Below are 3,357 nucleotides of genomic sequence, written 5' to 3'. Positions count from 1 at the left end.
CATGTTAAGAAGCTCAGAAGTAAAATGGGAGATAAAAGGTGAATATATAAAGACTGTATGGGGTATGGGATACAAGTTTGAGGTAGACGAATGACAGGAAACGGAAAAACAGATAAAAAATTTCATACTCTGCAACATCAGATTTCAGTAGTGTTTATATGTCTGTTACTGCTTTCGATCTTTACCATTACTCTGATCAATGGTCTTTTTCTTGAAAAATATTATGTATCCAAAAAAGTAGAAGTGCTGGAGGAGGCAAAAGAAGTGTTGTCTCAGATGAATCTGGATGACATCTGCAGTATGATACAGATATAGAAGAGGACAAAAAAGGGGCAACAGATGAGATTTCGGATGAGATTGAGAGGAGCAGTTCCAGAAATAACCTTACCTGGATCATAGTAAATGAGGAAAACAGCGGTTATTATTACTGGGGAGAGAATAATATGGCAAAAATGCTCCGCAGTAAGCTGTTTGGGTATATTAATAATCTGGATCAGGATATGCAGCACAGTCGTGTGCTCAAAAAGACAGATACCTGTACCATGTGGCAGGTGCATGATCGTTTTGCAGGCATGGAATATGTGGAATGCTGGGGACAGTTTGATAATGGTTACTATTTCCTGATCCGTTCTCCTCTGGAAAGTATTAAGGAAAGTGCATCTATTTCCAACAGTTTTTACTTCATTGTAGGAATAATCATAATTGTGGTCAGCGGTATTGTGATTCTTGTGATGACGAATCGTATTACCCGCCCGATCAGTGAACTGACCAAATTATCAGAGAAGATGTCTGATCTGGATTTTGATGCCAGATATCAAAGCAGGGCAGGTAATGAGATTGATGTACTTGGCGATAACTTTAACAAAATGTCCAGAAAACTTGAGAGCACGATCTCAGAGTTGAAATCGGCTAATAACAAGCTTCAGAAAGACATAGAAGATAAGATTAAAATTGATGAGATGCGTAAGGAATTTCTTGATAATGTTTCTCATGAGCTGAAAACTCCTATTGCATTGATCCAGGGATATGCAGAGGGGCTGAATGAAAATATTTCCGATGATCCGGAAAGCAGGGAATTTTACTGTGAAGTTATTATGGATGAAGCTTCAAAGATGAACAAGCTGGTCAAAAACCTGCTGACGCTGAATCAGCTGGAGTCCGGTAAAGATGCCCCGGTGATGGAAAGATTTGACATTGTATCTCTGATCAGGGGTGTACTTGGTTCCATGCATATTATGATCGAACAGAAAGAAGCAACTGTGATTTTTGAAGAAACAGAACCTGTATATGTATGGGCGGATGAGTTTAAGATTGAAGAGGTTGTGACCAATTATACAAGCAATGCACTGAACCATCTGGACGGAGAACGAAAAGTAGAAATTAAGGTTCTTCAGGAAGAGGACTGTGTGAAAGTAACCGTATTTAATACAGGTACTCCGATTCCGGAAGAGGATATCCCAAATCTCTGGAATAAATTCTACAAAGTAGATAAGGCCCGGACAAGAGAATATGGCGGAAGTGGTATCGGACTTTCAATTGTTAAGGCAATCATTGAGAGTATGAACCAGAAATATGGGGTATGCAATTATGATAATGGCGTGGAGTTCTGGTTCACTCTGGATTGCAGGCAGTGATAAGATATCCGGGTATTGTGAACGTAGTGAGAAGCGTGTTACTGTGAATGGAGTGAACAGTAACCGGTAGTATGATCGGAATAAAAACAGACAGAAGCAAAGAAAGCACTTTGCAACTGTCTGTTTTTGGGTTATACTGTATTGGAGCGTTTTGATCGGATATTTTATTCCGGTCTGACATGTGATCCGGAAAATCTTTGGATTACCATAATGAGGAAAACAGATAATGACATCAGGAGGATAACATGATTGCAATAATTGACTATGATGCCGGAAATATTAAAAGTGTAGAAAAAGCACTTCATTATCTTGGGGAAGAAACAACAGTAACCCGCGATCCGCAGACTTTGTTAAATGCGGATAAAGTAATTCTGCCGGGCGTGGGAAGCTTTGGACAGGCGATGGAGAATCTTCATACATACGGACTTGTACCTGTGATCCATGAGATTGTAGAGAAGAAGACGCCATTTCTTGGAATCTGCCTGGGACTTCAGCTCCTTTTTGAAAGCAGCGAGGAGACACCGGGGGTGGAAGGCCTTGGAATCCTGAAAGGGAAAATTGTTAAGATTCCTCCTGCGCCGGGGCTTAAGATTCCACATATGGGATGGAATTCCCTGCATTTTCAGAATAATGGCAGACTGTTTCAGGGAATCCCGGAACAGACCTATGTATATTTTGTGCATTCTTATTATCTGCAGGCAGAGGAGCCTGAGATTGTAAAGGCTACTACAGAATACAGCACCTGTATTCATGCTTCCGTAGAAAAGGACAATGTATTTGCCTGCCAGTTCCATCCGGAAAAGAGCAGCAAATGGGGACTGAAGATACTTGAAAATTTTGCTGCTGTGGGAAAAGACGGCAATACTGAGAAGGAGGGAAAATAAGATGTTTACAAAGAGAATTATTCCCTGCCTGGATGTAAATAACGGACGTGTGGTAAAGGGCGTAAATTTTGTGCAGCTTCGCGATGCGGGTGATCCGGTGGAGATTGCCAAAGCCTATGATGCAGCAGGAGCAGATGAACTGGTGTTTCTCGATATTACAGCATCCTGCGAACAGAGAGATACGGTAGTTGACATGGTAAGACGGGTTGCTGCCAATGTATTTATCCCGTTTACAGTAGGCGGCGGTATCCGTACTGTAGATGATTTCAAGAAACTGCTGAGAGAAGGAGCAGATAAGATTTCCGTAAATTCTGCAGCAATTGACAGACCGGAACTGATCAGTGAGGCGGCTGACAAGTTTGGAAGCCAGTGCGTAGTTGTGGCTATTGATGCCAAGCGCAGAGAAGACGGAGGATGGAATATTTACAAACAGGGCGGAAGACTGGATACAGGGATTGATGCCATAGAGTGGGCAAAGAAAGTGGAAGCTTTGGGCGCAGGGGAAATCCTTCTTACCAGTATGGACTGTGACGGTACAAAGGCAGGATATGATCTGGCTCTTACCAGAGCAATTGCTGATGCTGTCTCCATTCCTGTGATCGCATCAGGCGGTGCAGGTACACTGGAGCATTTTTATGATGTGCAGCTGGCCGAAGGGGGAGCAGATGCTGCACTGGCTGCGTCTTTGTTTCATTATAAAGAACTGGAGATTTCTCAGGTGAAGGATTATCTGTCTGACAGGGGAATTTCTGTCAGACGATGACCACGAAAAATATAAGAGGTGAAGGATAAGGTATGTCAGCAATTTCCGGTGCCTGGCTGGAAGCCCTGAAGGGGGA

At 42.5% G+C, this 3,357-nt stretch carries 4 protein-coding genes and 1 pseudogene; all 5 read left to right on the top strand.

Translation table 11 applies throughout. The features are described from left to right. Positions 1-94, top strand: a pseudogene (locus AC075L_RS07155) (winged helix-turn-helix domain-containing protein); the annotation flags it as partial. After that, on the top strand, positions 91-315 hold the full coding sequence (locus AC075L_RS07150) for a hypothetical protein (protein WP_476387446.1): 225 nt from the start codon (positions 91-93) through the stop codon (positions 313-315). The pseudogene AC075L_RS07155 and the gene AC075L_RS07150, both read left to right, overlap by 4 nt. Positions 316-443: 128 nt before the next feature. After that, positions 444-1,634 (top strand): sensor histidine kinase, encoded by a 1,191-nt coding sequence (locus tag AC075L_RS07145; protein WP_476387445.1) that lies wholly within the window; start codon positions 444-446, stop codon positions 1,632-1,634. Positions 1,635-1,879: 245 nt separating this feature from the next. Then, positions 1,880-2,518, top strand: a complete 639-nt coding sequence (hisH, locus tag AC075L_RS07140; protein ID WP_008703502.1) for an imidazole glycerol phosphate synthase subunit HisH — start codon at positions 1,880-1,882, stop codon at positions 2,516-2,518. 1 nt (position 2,519) lies between these two features. Continuing rightward, positions 2,520-3,281 (top strand): imidazole glycerol phosphate synthase subunit HisF, encoded by a 762-nt coding sequence (hisF, locus tag AC075L_RS07135; RefSeq protein WP_476387444.1) that lies wholly within the window; start codon positions 2,520-2,522, stop codon positions 3,279-3,281. The last annotated feature ends 76 nt before the right edge of the window (positions 3,282-3,357 follow it).

Source organism: Blautia sp. ZXY-1-B12 (assembly GCF_056339915.1).
The sequence above is the reverse complement of the archived record's forward strand: the minus strand, read 5'-3'. Positions and strand labels throughout refer to the sequence as shown.

What these genes read in the sequence shown, in the direction of transcription:
- AC075L_RS07150 (WP_476387446.1), top strand. Translation starts at nt 91, where the DNA reads ATGACAGGAAACGGAAAAACAGATAAAAAATTTCATACTCTGCAACAT.
- AC075L_RS07145 (WP_476387445.1), top strand. Translation starts at nt 444, where the DNA reads ATGGCAAAAATGCTCCGCAGTAAGCTGTTTGGGTATATTAATAATCTG.
- hisH (WP_008703502.1), top strand. Translation starts at nt 1,880, where the DNA reads ATGATTGCAATAATTGACTATGATGCCGGAAATATTAAAAGTGTAGAA.
- hisF (WP_476387444.1), top strand. Translation starts at nt 2,520, where the DNA reads ATGTTTACAAAGAGAATTATTCCCTGCCTGGATGTAAATAACGGACGT.